The following is a 16,166-nucleotide window of genomic DNA, read 5'->3' as shown; positions in this document are numbered from 1 at the left end:
CCAATCCGGGCCACCCTTCGGGTGGCCCGCGCCTGCGCGGCACGCGCGGGCTGTACGGCGCCGGCCGACGGCGCCGTTTTCTTTCCTGCACGAATCCATCCTGCAAGTGGGGTAGCCATGAGGATTGTCTTTGCCGGTACGCCGGAATTCGCGGTGTCATCGCTGCGCGCGGCTGCGCGCCATCATGAGGTCGTGGCCGTCTACACCCAGCCTGATCGTCCGGCCGGCCGTGGCCGTGGCCTGGCGCCGTCGCCGGTCAAGCTGGAAGCCGTGGCCCGTGGCATTCCGGTCTACCAGCCGGAGTCGCTGAAGGACGCGGCCGCCCAGCAGCAGCTGCGCGACCTGCAGCCGGATCTGATGGTGGTAGTGGCCTATGGCCTGATCCTGCCCAAGGCGGTGCTGGCCATTCCGACCCACGGCTGCTGGAACGTGCATGCCTCGCTGCTGCCGCGCTGGCGCGGTGCCGCGCCGATCCAGCGCGCGATCCAGGCCGGCGACGCCAAGACCGGCGTCTGCCTGATGCAGATGGAGGCCGGCCTGGACACCGGCCCGGTGCTGCTGCACCAGGAACTGCCGATCGCGGCCACCGATACCGGTGGCCAGCTGCATGACAAGCTGGCCGAGCTGGGCGCACAGGTGCTGTCCGATGGCCTGGGCCTGCTGCGTGCCGGCATCAAGCCGATCGCGCGGCCGCAGCCGGAGCAGGGCGTGACCTACGCGCACAAGCTGGACAAGGCCGAAGCGAAGCTGGATTGGGCGCAGGACGCCGGCGCGCTGGCGCGAACCGTGCGCGCGTTCAATCCGTGGCCGATCGCCGAGGCGACGCTGGCCGGTGAACGCGTGCGCATCCATGGTGCGGTGGCGCTGGAGGCGGACCACGGCCAGGCACCGGGCACCGTACTGGCCGCCAGCCGCGATGGCATCGACATCGCCTGTGGCCAGGGCGCGCTGCGCCTGCGAGTGCTGCAGCGGGAAGGTGGCAAGGCGATTACTGCGGCCGACTACCTCAACGCCCGCCGCGATCTGCGCGTGGGGGCATAAGCGGTGTCGAAGCAGAACGATTTCTCCGTCGCCAAGGCGGCGCCGGGCGCGGCCACGCGCATGCTGGCCGCACGTGTGCTGGCACAGGTGTTCACCCGTGGCCGTTCGCTGAAGGCCGAGCTGGCCTGGGCGCTGCCGAAGCTGGCCGACAGCCGCGACCGCGCGCTGCTGGAAGCCCTGTGTTTTGCCGTCCTGCGTCGTCGCAGCACCTATGACGCGGCGCTGCAGTCGTGGATGCAGAAGCCGCTGTCGGCGCGTGATGCCGACCTGCGCACGCTGCTGATGGTCGGGTTCGCCCAGCTGGACGTGCTCGAGCTGCCGGCGCACGCGGCGCTGTCGGCCACGGTTGATGCCGCGCGTGCACTGGGCCGTGAGCGCCAGGCAGGCCTGGTCAATGCGATCCTGCGCCGCGCGCAGCGCGAAGGTTTCCCGGAACAGCCCGCGCGCGATGCCTTCCCGGAATGGCTGGCCGATGCTGTGGAACGCGATTGGCCGGCGCAGGCCGACGCGATCTTCAGCGCCAGCCTGCAACCGGCGCCACTGTGGTTGCGCGCCAACCGCCAGCAGGGCGGCCGTGACAAGGCACTGGCAGCGCTGGCCGAAGCCGGCATCGCCGCGGAAGCCAGTCCGCTCAGCGCCGACGCGTTGCGCCTGGCCTCTCCGGTTGCCGTGAATCAGCTGCCCGGCTTCGCCGAGGGCGCGATCTCGGTGCAGGACCTGTCGGCGCAGTGTGCGGCCGATGCGCTGGCCCCGGTGGCCGGTGCCCGCGTGCTGGACGCCTGCGCGGCACCCGGCGGCAAGTCGGCGCACCTGCTGGAGCGCGACCCCAGCCTGCGCCTGCTGGCGCTGGATATCGACGCGCGCCGTCTGGCCCGCGCACGCGATACCTACACCCGCACCGGCGTGGGCGAACATGCGCAGACCCTGGCTGCCGATGCCAGTGATCCCGGTGCCTGGTGGGATGGCGTGCCGTTCGACGCGATCCTGCTGGATGCGCCGTGCTCGGCGACTGGCGTGATCCGCCGCCAGCCGGATGTGATGTTCCACCGTCGCGCTGAAGATATCGATGCACTGGTTGGCGTGCAGGCGCGCCTGCTGGAAGCCTGCTGGTCGATGCTGCGCCCGGGTGGCGTGCTGCTGTATGCCACCTGTTCGATCCTGCGCGCCGAGAACATCGATCAGGTGCGCGCGTTCCTGAAGTGGCATCCGGATGCCGTGGCGCAGCCACTGGGCGACGCGTTCGGCGTCGATTGCGAAGGGGTGGCACGCCAGCGGCTGCCGGGTGAAAACGATGCTGACGGTTTCTTCTACGCGCGTCTGTTAAAAGCAGCCTGACCCCCGCTGCCGTTTCGAGTCCCATGCTGAAAACCCACGCGTCGCGCCAGACGTGGTTGTTGGTGGTGATGGCCCTGCTGGTGCTGGGGGCCGGCCTGGGCCTCCGTGATCCGTGGCCATCGGATGAGCCACGTTTCGCGCTGGTGGCCAAGCAGATGGTCGACAGTGGTTACTGGTTGTTCCCGCATCGCGGCCCCGAACTCTATTCGGACAAGCCGCCGATGCTGATGTGGTGGCAGGCCGCGCTGTACAGCCTGGTCGGCCACTGGCGGATGGCGTTCCTGCTGCCCTCGCTGCTGGCCGCGCTGGGCACGCTGTGGTGCGTGGTCGATCTCGGCCGCCGCCTGTGGACGCGGCAGGTGGGGCTGTACGCGGGTTGGGCACTGCTGTTCGCGCTGCACTTCACCTTCCAGGCGAAGAAGGCGCAGATCGATCCGCTGGTGGTGCTGTTCATCACCCTGGCCAACTACGGCCTGCTGCGCCATCTGCTGCTGGGCCCGGCCTGGCGCTGGTGGTGGATGGGCTGGTTCTTCGCCGGCATCGGGGTGATCACCAAGGGCGTAGGCGTGCTGGCGCTGATGATGATCGTGCCGGCCGCAGTCGCATCCATGCTGCATTGGCCGCGGGTGAGCCTGCACGTGCGTGACCTACGCTTCTGGCTGGCACCGCTGGCCTTCCTGCTGGCGGTGTCGTTGTGGCTGGTGCCGATGCTGCTGGCCGGCCTGGCCACCGGCTCGGAGCCGTACCGCGCCTACATCGACGACATCCTGTTCCGGCAGACGGCACGGCGCTATACGCAGTCCTGGGACCATCACCAGCCGTGGTGGTACTTCCTGGCGATCATGCCGTCGATGTGGATCCCCGCGTTCCTGCTGCTGCCGTGGGCGCTTCCGGCCTGGTTCCGGCGGCTGCGCCGGCGCGATGCGCGCTACCTGCTGCCGTTGGCCTGGTGGCTGCTGGTCGTGCTGTTCTTCTCCATTCCGCACGGCAAGCGCGACGTCTACATCCTGCCGGCATTGCCGATGTTCTGCCTGGCGTTGGCGCCGTTGCTGCCGGGGCTGCTGAGGCGGCGCGATGTGCAGCGTGTGCTGGGCGCATTCACCGCGTTGCTGGCACTGGCGCTGGGCCTGGTCGGTGCGCTGGCGCTGCTGGGTGATCCGGATTTCGAAGTGCGCCTTACCCATGGCCGCGGGTTGCTTCCCGGTGCCACCGATGCGTTGGCCTGGGCGGCGCTGGCGATGGCGGCCTGGTCGGCCTTGAGCCTGTGGGTGTGCGGGCGCCGGCGCAGGCACGTTGCCCTGGTCGCTACTCTGGCCGGGGTCTGGGTGCTGTACAGCCTGGTCGGTTATCCGGTGTTGAACGATTCCAGCTCGGCCCGTGGCCTGATGCGCGAGGTCAGCGCACGCATCGGCCCGCAGGCCGAGCTGGGACTGGTGGCATGGAAAGAGCAGAACCTGCTGATGGCCGATCGTCCTGCGGCCACCTTTGGATTCGAAGCGCGTTGGCATCAACAGCTGCAGGCAGCCGTGCGCTGGCAGCGGCTGGTTCCGCAGCACCGCTGGCTGCTGGTGAACGAAGATGCGATGCAGGCCTGCATTGATCGTGCGCAGGCCGAAATGGCGGGCATTTCCAATCGTCGCCGCTGGTGGCTGGTGCCTGCCGACGCGGTCGCCGGCACCTGCCGGCCGTCGGCGGCGGAACTCGAGCACGAGCGCCGCCTGCAGGGGCCCGGCATCACCGATTGAGCGTTCGGGCAACCTGGCTCAGGGGCTGGCCAGGGCGGCGTGGTAGCTGGCCAGCGTGGCGTCGGCGAATGTCTGCAGGCCGAACTCCCGCTGTGCATGGCGGCGTGCTGCCCGGCCATGTTCCGGCAGCGCATCGCGCTGTGCGTACAGCGCCTGCACCTGTGCGGCGATGGCGTCGATGTCGCGGGTGGCAACGACCCAGCCATCGACGCCTTGTTCGATGTTTTCCGGCAGGCCCGCGTAATCGCTGACCAGCATCGGCTTGGCGCTGGCCATCATCTCGCGGCAGGCGAAGGAGATCGTCTCGACGTCATGGGACAGCACGAAGCCAGCATCGCCGGCCGCGATCAGTACGCGGGTATCGGCCAGCAGGCCGGTGAAGTGCACCTGCGCGGCCACCTCGCCCAGCGCCTGCACCTGTTCGCGCTGCTGCGCGGTGGGCAGGTGGCCGGCCACGGCCATGTGCACGTGCGGGCGTACCGCATCGGGCAGCCGCGCGATGGCCTGGGCCAGGTCGATCCAGCCCTTGTAATCGTCGGTGCCGGCATTGCTGACCAGCACCAGCGCCTGTGGATCCTGCGTCCATTGCTGGCGCAGCGCGCTGCCGGTGCCGGCCGGCTGTGGCGAGTAGCGCTCCAGGTCCACGCCGTTGCGGACCACGTCGATCGGGCAGCGACGGTATGGGCCCTGTTCCAGCAGGCGCTTGGTGTCGGCCGAGACTGCGATCAGCCGATCGGTGGCCCAGCGCGCGCGCAGCACATTGCCGAAGGTGTCGGTGGGTTTGCTGTTGTGCTTGGTCAGCACGATCGGCGGGCGGCGCATGCCAAGCAGCCCCTGCATCACGAAGCGGTGGTCGCGCGCACCGTTGACGTGGATCAGGTCGATGCCTTCATCGCGCACCAGCCTGCGCAGTGCACGCTGTTCGGCCAGCTGCCGGGGCAGCGTTGGCAGGCCGCTGCCGAACGCAATCGGCAGTGTGCGGGCAAGGCCTTCATCGGCCATGGTCCGCAGCAGCCGGCTGTCGGCCGGCGCGGCGACATGGAGCGTGTGCTGGCCGTGCAACGCACGCGCCAACGAGACGATGTACGTGGTGTGGCCGCCACCGTCGCCATAGTGGAAGTTGGTGTACAGGATTTTCATGGGGGATCTTCAGGCAACGCCCGCGAAGTGTGACACAGCGTGGTCACGGCCGGTCCGCGGAAGGCGCCGGATCGGCCACCGCCTGTCCATTGCCCAGCATCCACAGCATGATGGTCTTCTGCCGCACGTAGTTGGCGCGTACGTAGGCGTAGACCAGGCCATGCCAGCCATCGCGGAAGCCGCCACGGAACAGGAAGCCGCGCCAGAACCGCCAGGCCGGCGCCAGTACCAGCTTGCCCAGGGTGGCCCGCTTGCCCCGTGCGAACTCGTGCTCGGCCATCATCCGCGCATACTTCTCGGTCTTGGCCAGCTGCTGCTGCAATGACCGGTACGGGTAGTGGATCAGGTCGCCGCGCAGCGTACCGACGCTGCCGTCGACGCTGGCCGCCTCGTGGATCTCGCGCTTGCCGCGCCAGCCGCCCTGGCGGCGGTCGAACAGCCGCATCACCCGGTCCGGATAGGCGTTGCCGTGGCGCAGGAACCTGCCGAAATACTCCGAGAGGCGGGCGAATCGGTAGCCGGCGTGGCCGCTGAAGCCGCCGTCGCGGGCCTGTTCGATGGCCGCGCGCAGTTCCGGGCTGATCCGTTCATCGGCATCCAGGCACAGCACCCAGTCATGGCTGGCCTGCTCGACGCAGAACGCCTTCTGGCTGCGGAAGCCCTCGAACCGGCGCTGCAGCACGCGGGCGCCGGCGGCCTCGGCGATGGCTACGGTGGCGTCAGTGGACTGCGAGTCCACCACCACAATCTCATCGCAGAAGGCCAGCGAGGCCAGGCAGTCGCCGATGCGCCCGGCCTCGTTGAACGCGATAATGCACGCCGAGATGCAAGGCCGTTCGATGGGAGCGGTCGTGGAGGACATGATGGCCGGGTACCTGTTGTTTGCGACGGAGCGCTATGCGCTGCCTATTCTCGCCCCGTTGGCGCAGGCCTTGCACGCGTCCGGGCAGGAGGTGGCCGCCTGGTTCGAGGGCGGAGCGGCCGGCAGCAGCCTGCCGGGGGTGCCCAACATTGGCCTGAAGCAGGCCCTGGCGATGCGTCCGCGGGCGGTATTCAGCGCGGCCAACTGGGTGCCGACGTTCCTTTCGGGGGCCAAGGTGCAGCTGTTCCATGGCTTCAACGTGGAAAAGCGGGACAGTGCGCGCGGCCACTTCCGGGTGCGCGGCATGTTCGACCTGTACTGCACGCAGGGGCCGGCCACCACTGCGCCGTTCCGCGAGATCGCTGTCCTGCATGGCCATTTCGCGGTGGCAGAGACCGGCTGGCCGAAGCTGGACCCGCTGTTCCGCGATGACGGTGGCGAGAGCGCCGCGTTGCGTGCTCCGGCCGGCGAGCGCCCGGTGATCCTGTTCGGCTCGACCTTCACTGAACGGTTGAGCGCGGCCCCGCACCTGCACGCGCAGATCGCCGCCGATATCGCTGCTGGTGATCACTACTGGCTGCTGACCCTGCACCCGAAGTGCCCGCCGGAACTGTTCGAACGCTACCGCGCGCTGGCCGGTGCCAATGCCCGCTTCATCGAGCCCGAGCAGGTGATGGCCGCACAGCGCGCCGCCGATGTGCTGGTATCGGATACCTCGTCGATCGTTTCGGAGTTCATTGTCCAGCACAAGCCAGTGGTGACTTTCCGCAACCGCGTGCCCAAGCCGCACATGATCGACTTCGATGATCCTGCGCAGCTGCAGGCGATGCTGCAGCGCGCGCTGCACCCGGACGCGGCGCTGCAGGCGGAAATCGTGCGCTACGCCGATGCCATCCACCCGTACCGCGATGGCCTGTCCAGCGAGCGCGTGATCGCGGCCACCGAGGATTTCCTGTCGGGTGAAATGGGCGCGCTGCGGCGCAAGCCGTTCGGCAGCTGGGTGCGCGATCTGCAGATCCGCAAGGACCTGGGCTATTGGGGCCCCTCGCAGCGGTAACGGGGGTGATGTAGCGCCGAGCCCATGCTCGGCTGCGTCAAGCCGAGCATGGGCTCGGCGCTACAGTAGATCCACGCCATGCGTGGATGCGCGGCCGGGATCCGGCCCCGCCGTCACCAGCGCAGCTTGCGCCGCGCGAGTGCTGCGGCCAGCTGCTCCATCACTTGTTGCGCCTGTGCCTGCGGCAGATGGTGCAGGGTCAGCGCCACATCGCCATGCGCGCCGGCGGTATCCAGCTGCAGGCTGCTGGTGCCCAGCAGCCTGTCCAGCGGCGAGCGCTGCAGGCGCAGGCCCTGCACCTTGTCCAGCTCGGCCCAGCGCCACCAGCGCTTCCACCAGCCGCCGCGCACCGCCACATAGTGCTCGTCCAGGGACCAGCCCATGCGCGCCATCTGCCGGTGCGCGACCAGCAGCGCCACCGGCAGCCACGCAAGCACCAGCAGGCCCCATGGGCCCCAGCGCCAGTACGCGGCCGCAGCCAGCAGCGGCACCAGCAGCAGCGCGCCCAGGCACAGCCGCCACCAGCCGCGCTGCGGAATGGACTGCCACTGCGCGGGTGGCCACTGCAACTGTGGCAGCAGGTGCTGCACCAGCTGCTCGCAACGCGTACTTGACGCCAGCGGTGCCAGTTCGCGCAGGGCGCGGTCCTCATCGCGCGCAGGGCCACCGGCGGCGCTGTCGATGCGCAGCTGGCGCAGACCGAACCAGCGCTGCAACGTACCTTCGCGCAGCGTCCAGGCCTGGATGCGCCGGCGCGCCACGCTGCTGCGGGTGCGGCTGAGCAGGCCAGCCGAAACGGTCAGGCGGCGATCCTGCTCGCTGAGGGTGAAGCCGTGGTAGCGCAGCAGGGTCAGCACCACCGACAACACGCGCAGCGCCAGCCAGCCCAGCAACAGAGCCGCAGCCAGCAGCAGGAACGCGCCGGCCACGCCGGGGTGCAGGTGGCTGGCGTAGCCGAAGGCCTCGCGGCCACCGCGCTGGAGGGCATCGTCCATCACCGGCCGCGGGACGGTCTGGAACAGGACACCGAACGCGGCGATCGCCAGCGCCCAGCCACGGTTGGAGAGCAGCCCCATGCGCACCACGTCCCAGCTCGACAGGCGCAGCAGTACCTGTTCGGTGTCGGCCTCGGTGATCGAGGCGGCGGCGACAACGTCGGCGGCCTGCGGCGCCTGCCCGCGCTGGCGCACCAGTCGTTCCAGCGCCAGCGCCTGGTCCAGCTTCAGCACCCGCATTTCGGCTTCTGGACGCACGCCGCCGGCCGATTCCAGGCGCAGCTCGGCCACACCGAACAGGCGGTGCAGCGGGTTCTGCCGGACCTCCACGTTGTGGATGCGCGCAAACGGAATCTCGCGCCGGTTGCGCGCCAGCAGACCGCTGCGCACGGTAATCGCATCGCTGCCGATGCGGTAGCGGTAGCTGAGGTACTGCAGCACCGACACCAGTACCAGTGCGGCAATCGCCGTCAGCGGAATCAGCTGCGCCCACATCGGGTCGCGGTCACCCCGCTGGCCGAACACCAGCAGCGCGACCAGCGGCAGGAAGTAATGGCGCAGCTGCATCAACAGTACGAACAACCATGACCACGGATGCAGGCGGTGGTCCTCGCCACCGGTGGGCAGCGCTGCAGGCAGAGGTGGTGGCAGGCTCACAGGGCGTCGGCGTCCTGGTCGAGCTGATGGGACAGGGTGTCGCGCAGGCGCTCGGCATCCGCCTCGTCCAGGCCGCTGACGGTCACCGCGCTCATGCGGGTGCCGGCGGTGTGCACGATCAGCGTGGCCAGACCGGCGCGGCGTTCCAGTGGCCCGCGGCGCAGGTCCAGGTGCTGCACGCGCGACAGGGGAATGCGCGTTTCCAGCTGCCACATCAGGTCTCGTCGCAGGCCCAGGCCCTGTGCGTCCAGCCGCCAACGGGTGCGGACCAGGCGGCGGTGGCCGAGCCACGCACCACATGCAGCCCCCACCAGCAGCCCGAGGGCTGCGACCCATACGCCACCGGGCAGATCGAAGAACCACCATGCAGCGGCCAGCGGCAGGCCTGGCACAAACAGGCCACCGAAGGCACCTTCCAGTGCGGCCAGCCGCGAGGCGCGGCGCGGCAGCGACTGCCAGGCATCGGTGGGCGGAGCAGTAAGGGGAACGTCGGTCACGCGGGCTCCGTCAGGTGGCAGGGCGGGCGGTGGCGGCCGTGGCCGCACCGCGCAGACGGTAGCAGGTCGGCTGCGTTACTGGGCAGCCTGGATCAGCGCGTCCACATCCAGCATGTGGCCGGCACGATCGGCCTTGGTGCGCAGGTAGTGTTCGTTCTCGGCGGTGATTTCGCCGGTGACCGGAATGCAGTCCAGCACTTCGATGCCGGCATTGCGCAGGCGCTGCGCCTTGGTCGGGTTGTTGCTGAGCAGGGCCACGCGCGAAATGCCCAGGCCACGCAGCATGGCCACCGCGCTGCCGTAGCGGCGCTCGTCGGCACCGAAGCCCAGCTGTGCGTCGGCGTCGATGGTGTCCAGGCCGTCGTGCTGGTAGCCGTAGGCGCGCATCTTGGCTGCGATGCCGGTGCCACGGCCTTCCTGGTCCAGGTACAGCAGCACGCCGCCCCCCAGTTCCTTCAGCTTGCGCAGGCCGCGCCGCAGCTGGTCGCCGCAGTCGCACTTGAGCGAGCCGAACAGGTCACCGGTCAGGCACGAGGAGTGCACGCGCACCGGCACCACCGCCGACAGGTCGGGTTCGCCGACGACGATCGCGACCTGGTCACGCTGGGCGACGCCGCCGCGGAACACCGCGAACGTGGTCATGCCGACGTCGCGCAACGGCACCGGTGAACGCGCCACCAGTTCGTAGTCGTGGGCCGCATGTGCTGCGCCTTCGGCGAGGTCGCACAGCGCCACCTCGGAAGCGCCATCGAAGGTGCGGTCTTCGGCGTCCAGGCGCACCGCCACCATGGCCGGCAGCAACAGGCCAAGGCGGGCCAGTTCCACGGCGCCTGCATCGAAGGCGTCACCGGCACTCCAGCCGTCCGGCATCGGGCCCGGTTCGCGCAGATAGCCCAGCGAGGGCAGGGCGTCGAAGGCAACACCGGCCAGCGGCAGGCGCGCACCTTGCGGGGCCTCCACGCCAAGCACGCGGGCGCGGGTGGCGGTCAGGAACAGGTAATGCCGCTCGTGGGCGGCATTGGCGAAGGCAGCGAAGCTGCTGGCCGTGGCGCTGTCCAGCGCGATCACCGCCAGGCGCTGGCCCTGGCCATCGTGGAGCAGCACCGGGCGACCGGCACGCAGTTCGGAAACCGCGCGCTCGCAGCGGATCGCGGCCGGATCGCCGAACAGGGAAGAAGCAGCAGGCATGGCAGGACCGGGGGAGGCGGACATCGCAGTCTCTATGGGGGCGCCGGCGTCGTATTCAACGTGGTGCGGCCGCCGGTCGCAGGGGCCGGTGGCCTGAGTGGAGCGGCCGTCAGTGCGGGTGTTCCTCGGTCGCGTAGGGGTCTTCCTCGCCACTGCCCGATGGTCGCAGCGTATAGCGCTTGTAGGTCCACTGGTACTGCGCAGGGTCGCGGCGGGCGATGCGCTCGATGCCTGCATTGAGCGCGGTAGCGGCCACCTGCGGGTCCGGGTCGGCCACGGCGGGGTCGGTCGGTTCGATGTGCAGGGCGAACTCCATGTCCGGCCCGATGCGCTCGCACCAGCCATACAGCACGGTGGCGCCGGTACGCTCGGCCAGCCGGTTGACCAGGGTCATGGTCAGCGCCTGCACGCCGAAGAACGGCACGAACACCCCATCGCCGGCCTTGGGCTGCTGGTCGGGCAGGATGCCGGTGGCACCGCCGTCCTTGAGCACCTTGAACAGCTGGCGCACGGCCGGGCCTTCGGCACGCACCTGCTGTACGTTCTGGCCGCCCCGCACCAGCTGCAGGAAGGCATCGCTGGCCTCGTCTTCCGGTGGCTTGTAGACGATGGCGATCTGCCCGCGCGAGGCCAGCCACTGGTTCAGCAGCTCCCAGTTGCCGAAGTGCGGCGCCGCCACGATCACGCCCTTGCCGCTGGCCAGCGCCGCGTCGTACAGGGCCTCGCCGTGGCGCTGCTTCAGGTGCAGGCGCAGGTTGTCGGCCGGCGCCTGGCTCCACAGTCGCAGGGTTTCGATGGCCTGCAGGGCGGTGGAGCGCAGCAGCTCCCGGTGCAGGCGGTCGCGCGCGGCGCCCTCCAGGTCCGGGTAGGCCAGCTCCAGGTTGCGCCGGGTGACGCGGCTCTCACGGGCGTTGAGACTGATCCAGGTCCAGGACAGGGCACGGGCGACTCCCCGCAGCAGCGGCCAGGGCAGGCGGGCGAACAGGGTGGTGGCGCGGTAGACCAGCCGGGCTTTGCGTTGCGGATTCATCGGCGCCAGTTTAGCCAAGGGCGCTGCTATCGTGGCCGGCCGTGTTCATTGGAAGCCCCCGCATGCTCGTCCTGATCCAGCGCGTCAGCCAGGCCGCCGTCCATGTCGATGATGAAGCGGTTGGCCAGATCGGTCCGGGCCTGCTGGCGCTGGTCGGCATGGAGCCGGGCGACAGCGAGGCCCAGCTGCAGCGAATGGCCGAGCGCCTGCTGGGCTACCGGGTATTCGCCGACGAGGCCGGGAAGATGAACCGGTCGCTGCGCGATACCGCCGGCGGCCTGCTGCTGGTCAGCCAGTTCACCCTCGCCGCCGACACCCGGTCGGGCATGCGCCCCAGCTTTACCAGCGCCGCCCCGCCGGACGAGGCTGAACGCGGGTTCAATCGATTTGTCGAGATCTGTCGTGAAAATCACGCGCCAGGGGTGGAAACGGGCCGATTTGGTGCCCATATGGTCGTCAGCCTGGTCAATGACGGTCCCGTGACCTTCCTTCTCAGGCCCTAAGCCGCCGGGACCACCGCCCGGCAGGCCGGGCACCGGGCTGGTATAATGCTACGTTCCCTATTTCTCCCTAGCCGGTGGCGCGAGCACTACATGGCCAACGAACGTCCTGCCCAATCCGAAATCAAGCAACTGATCAGCAAGGGCCTGGAACAGGGCTACCTGACCTACGCCGAAGTCAATGACCATCTGCCGGACGACATGGTCGACCCGGAACAGATCGAAGACATCATCGGCATGATCAACGGCATGGGCATCGATGTCCATGAAGTTGCGCCGGATGTGGAAACCCTGCTTCTCAACGACGGCAACACCGGTAACCGCGAAGTCGATGACACCGCGGCCGAAGAAGCCGCCGCCGCACTGAGCGCGCTCGACACCGAAGGTGGCCGTACCACCGACCCGGTGCGCATGTACATGCGCGAAATGGGCACCGTCGAGCTGCTGACCCGCGAAGGCGAAATCGCCATCGCCAAGCGCATCGAGGAAGGCCTTTCGCAGGTCCAGGCGGCCCTGGGCCAGTTCCCGGTCTCGGTCGAGTCGCTGCTGACCGACTACGAAGCCCACAAGGAAGGCAAGAAGCGCCTGGCCGAAGTGATCGTCGGCTTCAACGATCTGACCGATGAAGAGCCGGCACCGCCGGCGGCCGCTGCCGATGACAGCGCCGATGCCGACGCCGAAGGCGACGAGGACGAGGACGACGATGTCGACGGTGGCGATGAAGAAGCCGCACCGACCGGTCCGGATCCGGAGGAAGTCGCCGCGCGCATGCAGGCGCTGAGCGATGCCTTCAACGCCTTCAAGAAGGCCGCGACCAAGGGCGACAAGAAGAACCTGCCGCGCCTGCGCGAAGAAATGTCGGCGGTGTTCGTCACCCTGAAGCTGCCGCTGCCGCTGACCGATGTGCTGACCAAGCAGCTGCGCGACACCATGGCGTCGATCAAGGCCCATGAGCGCCGCGTGCTGAACCTGGCCACCGTCACTGCACGCATGCCGCGCAAGGACTTCATCCGTTCCTGGGAAGGCAACCAGACCAACCTGGAGTGGGTGGAAGACGCACTGAAGCGCAAGCAGAAGTGGTCGTCGGCCCTGCGCGAAGTGAAGGACCAGATCATCGCCGAACAGCAGGCGACGATCGACATCGAGAAGCTGACCCAGCTGGACCTGGAAGAGCTGAAGGAAATCAGCCGTGCCATGGCCTACGGTGAAGCCAAGGCGCGCAAGGCCAAGAAGGAAATGGTCGAGGCCAACCTGCGCCTGGTGATCTCGATCGCCAAGAAGTACACCAACCGCGGCCTGCAGTTCCTGGACCTGATCCAGGAAGGCAACATCGGCCTGATGAAGGCCGTGGACAAGTTCGAGTACCGCCGCGGTTACAAGTTCTCGACCTACGCCACCTGGTGGATCCGCCAGGCGATCACCCGCTCGATTGCCGACCAGGCGCGCACCATCCGTATTCCGGTGCACATGATCGAGACGATCAACAAGTTGAACCGCATTTCCCGCCAGATGCTCCAGCAGTACGGCCGCGAGGCTACGCCGGAGGAGCTGGCCAAGGAAATGGACATGCCGGAAGACAAGATCCGCAAGGTGATGAAGATCGCCAAGGAGCCGATCTCGATGGAAACCCCGATCGGCGACGACGAGGATTCCCATCTGGGCGACTTCATCGAGGACACCAACGTGGAGTCCCCGATCGAGAACACCACCAACATCAACTTGTCTGAAACCGTGCGCGACGTGCTGGCCGGCCTCACCCCGAGGGAAGCCAAGGTGCTGCGCATGCGCTTCGGCATCGACATGAACACCGACCACACCCTTGAGGAAGTCGGCAAGCAGTTCGACGTGACCCGCGAGCGCATCCGCCAGATCGAAGCGAAGGCCCTGCGCAAGCTGCGTCACCCGAGCCGCTCGGAGCAGCTGCGCAGCTTCCTGGATATCGATTGATTTCCAGCGGCTGTTGAAGCGTTGAGAGAAACCCCGCTTCGGCGGGGTTTTTCTTTTTGGGGTGTGTGTGCTTTCTGTAGAGCCGAGCCATGCTCGGCTGCCGTTTGCGATTACCGGGTAGCCGATCAAGCACAGGCTCTACTACACTGTGACGCTGCGCCGGGCCTATAGCTCAACGGTTAGAGCAGGGGACTCATAATCCCTTGGTTCCAGGTTCGAATCCTGGTGGGCCCACCAATTGATGATCCTATGTCGTCCTATGAAGGCTGAAATATCCTGAAAAAACAGGGGTTTCGGCCTTTTTTGTGTCTGATTGCGTCCTATGTGATCCAGCAGAATCCAGACTTCTCTGGCGGTATCTTTGGCGGTAACCTCCACCCGCTCTACACCTGTTACCGCCAAATCAGTTGCCGCCACCATGTCATTGACCGATACCGCCATTCGCAGAACCAAGCCCACCGCTGCCGTGCAGAAGCTGCGAGACGGTGGAGGCCTGTACCTGCTGCTGAAGCCTGATGGCGCCAGATGGTGGCGCTGGGACTATCGGCGTCCTGTGACCGGCAAGCGCAACACGCTGTCGCTTGGTACCTATCCAGAGGTGAGCCTGGCGTCCGTGCGCGAGCGCCATGCTGCTGCGCGAAAGCTGTTGGCCGAAGGTGTTGATCCGGGCGAGCAGCGCAAGGCGCAGAAAGTGGCCAGCTTGGAACTGGCCACCAACACATTCGAGGCGCTGGCGCGCGAACACTTGGCGATGAGAGCCAAGAAGCTGTCTGCAGGGTCGGTGAAACGAGAGACACGTTTGATCGAGAAAGATCTGACGCCGTACATCGGGCAACGACCCATTGCAGCGATCACAGCACGTGAACTGTTGGAGACGCTGCGCAAGATCGAGGGGCGCGGCGCGGTCGAAACTGCACATCGGGCGCGGATGCTGGTCAGCCAGGTTCTTCGATACGCGATAGCGACAGGACGTGCAGACAGGAACGTGGCAGAGGATCTGAAAGGAGCGCTCACTTCGCCCGAAGGTCGTCACTTCGCCAGCATGACTGAGCCCAAGCAGATCGCAGAACTGCTGCGCTCAATACACGGCTATCAAGGATCACCGATTGTCATGGCGGCCCTGTGCCTAGCGCCGCTGGTATTCGTTCGCCCTGGCGAGCTTCGTCGTGCACGATGGTCGGACATCGACCTGGACAATGGCGAATGGCGGTTCACGGCAAGCAAGACCGGCCAATCGCACGTTGTTCCATTGGCTTCGCAGTCTGTGGCGATTCTTAGGTCTGTGCACCCGCTGACTGGACGGAAGGAGTTCGTGTTCCCTAGTGTGCGTGGCAAGGGGCGACCCATGAGCGAGAACACGATCAACGCAGCGCTACGTCGCCTCGGCTACGACTCCGACACTATGACCGGGCATGGCTTCCGCGCGATGGCACGCACTGTGCTGGATGAGGTGCTGGGCTTCCGTCCGGACTACATCGAGCACCAGCTTGCACACGCTGTGCGTGACCCCAACGGACGGGCATACAACCGTACGGCTCACCTGGTTGAGCGGGCAAAAATGATGCAGGCGTGGGCGGACTATCTAGACGGCCTGAGAGCCTCCAGCTGACCTCCCGTTCTTCCATCTTTCATTTCTGACTTACTGTTTTTGCTGGTTACAGTGGTAACACTGGTTACACCGCCGCGAAACGTCCTATGCATCAGTGGGTTGCGTCCATTGTCGGAGCGCCGCATTCACTGGTTACAGCTGGTTACGCTGGTTACAGCGGCGCCCCATCGATCCACATTGGACGTATGCGGATCGATAGCGCGCGCCGATTGAATGGCTCTGCCGCAGCCTCTTTCCGGCCAGCGGGTGGCTTTGAAGGCCGCCGAGTTGTCGCCATGACGGCCGATGACCAGACCGAACCCGCCGGTAATCGATGGTTCGCTCGCCGCACATTTTGCGCCGTTGGCCTGGAGCAGCAGGTTGCCAGGCGCGTCCGTTTGTCCTGCGCAACCAGTCGGGCGGCCTGACTGCTGCGCTCGCTTGTCAGCTCCCGCCAGTTGGATGGAACGTCGCAAGGTTGCACCGTCAAGGGGAATTCGTCATGTGTAATTTTACAAAATACTGTAAAAATTTTCCCTACACATCGAGCTGCGTGAGTTGAGCGGCAGCTGTCTCTAGCCTTC

Annotated in this window: 13 protein-coding genes and 1 tRNA gene; 8 read left to right on the top strand and 6 right to left on the bottom strand. The window is 67.2% G+C overall.

Annotated features, from left to right (window positions below):
- Positions 1-117: 117 nt before the first annotated feature.
- From fmt to AC5P6E_RS02540, 3 genes are read left to right on the top strand one after another with little or no spacing between them, the layout of a single operon-like run.
- Positions 118-1,041 carry a methionyl-tRNA formyltransferase gene (fmt, locus tag AC5P6E_RS02550; RefSeq protein WP_010481179.1) on the top strand — a complete coding sequence of 308 codons (924 nt, stop codon included), beginning with the start codon at positions 118-120 and terminating at the stop codon, positions 1,039-1,041.
- A gap of 3 nt (positions 1,042-1,044) precedes the next feature.
- Entirely contained in the window at positions 1,045-2,376 is a 1,332-nt protein-coding gene (gene rsmB / locus AC5P6E_RS02545) for a 16S rRNA (cytosine(967)-C(5))-methyltransferase RsmB (RefSeq protein ID WP_010481181.1), read from the top strand.
- Between the two features lie 23 nt (positions 2,377-2,399).
- Positions 2,400-4,121, top strand: a complete 1,722-nt coding sequence (locus AC5P6E_RS02540; protein ID WP_248854044.1) for an ArnT family glycosyltransferase — start codon at positions 2,400-2,402, stop codon at positions 4,119-4,121.
- Between the two features lie 18 nt (positions 4,122-4,139).
- On the opposite strand, the gene AC5P6E_RS02535 is transcribed toward AC5P6E_RS02540, so the two are convergent.
- Entirely contained in the window at positions 4,140-5,261 is a 1,122-nt protein-coding gene (locus AC5P6E_RS02535; RefSeq protein ID WP_043397511.1) for a glycosyltransferase family 4 protein, read from the bottom strand.
- 43 nt (positions 5,262-5,304) lie between these two features.
- Positions 5,305-6,123, bottom strand: a complete 819-nt coding sequence (locus tag AC5P6E_RS02530; protein ID WP_100446813.1) for a glycosyltransferase family 2 protein — start codon at positions 6,121-6,123, stop codon at positions 5,305-5,307.
- Between AC5P6E_RS02530 and AC5P6E_RS02525 the strand changes: the two genes are divergently transcribed.
- The gene (locus tag AC5P6E_RS02525) at positions 6,122-7,180 is read left to right on the top strand and encodes a CDP-glycerol glycerophosphotransferase family protein (protein WP_224329417.1); all 1,059 of its coding nucleotides are present in this window, start codon (positions 6,122-6,124) and stop codon (positions 7,178-7,180) included. The two genes, AC5P6E_RS02530 and AC5P6E_RS02525, sit on opposite strands and share 2 nt — an antisense overlap.
- Before the next feature lie 113 nt (positions 7,181-7,293).
- Here AC5P6E_RS02525 and AC5P6E_RS02520 read toward each other — a convergent pair whose 3' ends face one another.
- From AC5P6E_RS02520 to AC5P6E_RS02505, 4 genes are all read right to left on the bottom strand, one after another.
- Positions 7,294-8,832, bottom strand: a complete 1,539-nt coding sequence (locus tag AC5P6E_RS02520) for a PH domain-containing protein (protein ID WP_053443573.1) — start codon at positions 8,830-8,832, stop codon at positions 7,294-7,296.
- Positions 8,829-9,329, bottom strand: a complete 501-nt coding sequence (locus AC5P6E_RS02515) for a PH domain-containing protein (RefSeq protein WP_043397520.1) — start codon at positions 9,327-9,329, stop codon at positions 8,829-8,831. Before AC5P6E_RS02515 ends, AC5P6E_RS02520 begins: the two co-directional genes overlap by 4 nt.
- A 75-nt stretch (positions 9,330-9,404) precedes the next feature.
- A complete protein-coding gene (ribA, locus tag AC5P6E_RS02510) occupies positions 9,405-10,541 on the bottom strand; it encodes a GTP cyclohydrolase II RibA (protein WP_143994293.1) in 1,137 nt (378 codons plus the stop codon).
- Between the two features lie 85 nt (positions 10,542-10,626).
- Positions 10,627-11,547 carry a lauroyl acyltransferase gene (locus AC5P6E_RS02505; protein WP_010481197.1) on the bottom strand — a complete coding sequence of 307 codons (921 nt, stop codon included), beginning with the start codon at positions 11,545-11,547 and terminating at the stop codon, positions 10,627-10,629.
- Positions 11,548-11,609: 62 nt separating this feature from the next.
- Between AC5P6E_RS02505 and dtd the strand changes: the two genes are divergently transcribed.
- The 4 genes from dtd (at position 11,610) to AC5P6E_RS02485 (ending at position 15,603) form a co-directional block, all read left to right on the top strand.
- The gene (dtd, locus tag AC5P6E_RS02500) at positions 11,610-12,050 is read left to right on the top strand and encodes a D-aminoacyl-tRNA deacylase (protein WP_010481198.1); all 441 of its coding nucleotides are present in this window, start codon (positions 11,610-11,612) and stop codon (positions 12,048-12,050) included.
- A 90-nt stretch (positions 12,051-12,140) separates the two neighbouring features.
- The gene (rpoD, locus tag AC5P6E_RS02495) at positions 12,141-13,994 is read left to right on the top strand and encodes an RNA polymerase sigma factor RpoD (RefSeq protein ID WP_010481200.1); all 1,854 of its coding nucleotides are present in this window, start codon (positions 12,141-12,143) and stop codon (positions 13,992-13,994) included.
- Between the two features lie 161 nt (positions 13,995-14,155).
- Positions 14,156-14,231, top strand: a tRNA-Ile gene (locus AC5P6E_RS02490).
- A gap of 181 nt (positions 14,232-14,412) precedes the next feature.
- Entirely contained in the window at positions 14,413-15,603 is a 1,191-nt protein-coding gene (locus AC5P6E_RS02485; RefSeq protein ID WP_099539928.1) for a tyrosine-type recombinase/integrase, read from the top strand.
- The last annotated feature ends 563 nt before the right edge of the window (positions 15,604-16,166 follow it).

It is taken from the genome of Stenotrophomonas sp. YJH_SMC_16 (assembly GCF_059367875.1).
Note: the sequence above shows the minus strand (reverse complement) of the source record. Positions and strands in the feature narration are given on the sequence as shown.

Coding starts and splice junctions, on each gene's coding strand:
- AC5P6E_RS02535 (WP_043397511.1), bottom strand. CDS start 5,261: ATGAAAATCCTGTACACCAACTTCCACTATGGCGACGGTGGCGGCCAC.
- ribA (WP_143994293.1), bottom strand. CDS start 10,541: ATGTCCGCCTCCCCCGGTCCTGCCATGCCTGCTGCTTCTTCCCTGTTC.
- AC5P6E_RS02540 (WP_248854044.1), top strand. CDS start 2,400: ATGCTGAAAACCCACGCGTCGCGCCAGACGTGGTTGTTGGTGGTGATG.
- AC5P6E_RS02485 (WP_099539928.1), top strand. CDS start 14,413: ATGTCATTGACCGATACCGCCATTCGCAGAACCAAGCCCACCGCTGCC.
- AC5P6E_RS02525 (WP_224329417.1), top strand. CDS start 6,122: ATGATGGCCGGGTACCTGTTGTTTGCGACGGAGCGCTATGCGCTGCCT.
- AC5P6E_RS02505 (WP_010481197.1), bottom strand. CDS start 11,547: ATGAATCCGCAACGCAAAGCCCGGCTGGTCTACCGCGCCACCACCCTG.
- dtd (WP_010481198.1), top strand. CDS start 11,610: ATGCTCGTCCTGATCCAGCGCGTCAGCCAGGCCGCCGTCCATGTCGAT.
- fmt (WP_010481179.1), top strand. CDS start 118: ATGAGGATTGTCTTTGCCGGTACGCCGGAATTCGCGGTGTCATCGCTG.
- AC5P6E_RS02530 (WP_100446813.1), bottom strand. CDS start 6,123: ATGTCCTCCACGACCGCTCCCATCGAACGGCCTTGCATCTCGGCGTGC.
- rpoD (WP_010481200.1), top strand. CDS start 12,141: ATGGCCAACGAACGTCCTGCCCAATCCGAAATCAAGCAACTGATCAGC.